General features: G+C 49.6%; 1 rRNA gene. It reads right to left on the bottom strand.

The window, feature by feature from the left end:
* Nucleotides 1–356 (bottom strand): 16S ribosomal RNA (locus P353_RS04090); the annotation flags it as partial.
* Between the last annotated feature and the right edge of the window lie 235 nt (nucleotides 357–591).

A 591-nucleotide genomic window follows, 5' to 3' on the forward strand; every position in this document is an offset into this window, starting at 1 on the left:
TTCCCCACTGCTGCCTCCCGTAGGAGTCTGGGCCGTGTCTCAGTCCCAGTGTGGCTGGTCGTCCTCTCAGACCAGCTACAGATCGCAGGCTTGGTAAGCTTTTACCCCACCAACTACCTAATCTGCCATCAGCCGCTCTAGTAGCACAAGGCCCGAAGGTCCCCTGCTTTCATCCGTAGATCTCATGCGGTATTAGCTACTCTTTCGAGTAGTTATCCCCCACTACTAGGCACGTTCCGATGTATTACTCACCCGTTCGCCACTCGTCAGCATCCGAAGACCTGTTACCGTTCGACTTGCATGTGTAAAGCATGCCGCCAGCGTTCAATCTGAGCCAGGATCAAACTCTATAGTTCGATCTTGAATTTAAAGTCTTTCGACTGCTCACTCACTTGACGGAATCAAGAAGAATAAATTCTTCCTCATTACTGTTTTTGTGAGCGTTTGATAACTCCGAAGAGTTTGTTCCGAAGAACTGGCTGCTTGCCCTCAAACGCCCACGCTTATCGGCTGTATTTTTTTAAGGAACCGAGTGCAAAACCAGAAGAACCAGTCTTGAATCTCGTTGCTTGCTGCGATCAGCGAAGCCTT

Origin of the sequence: Comamonas testosteroni, from assembly GCF_000761245.1 — a bacterium.
In the GTDB taxonomy this organism is placed as follows: domain Bacteria; phylum Pseudomonadota; class Gammaproteobacteria; order Burkholderiales; family Burkholderiaceae_C; genus Comamonas; species Comamonas testosteroni_C.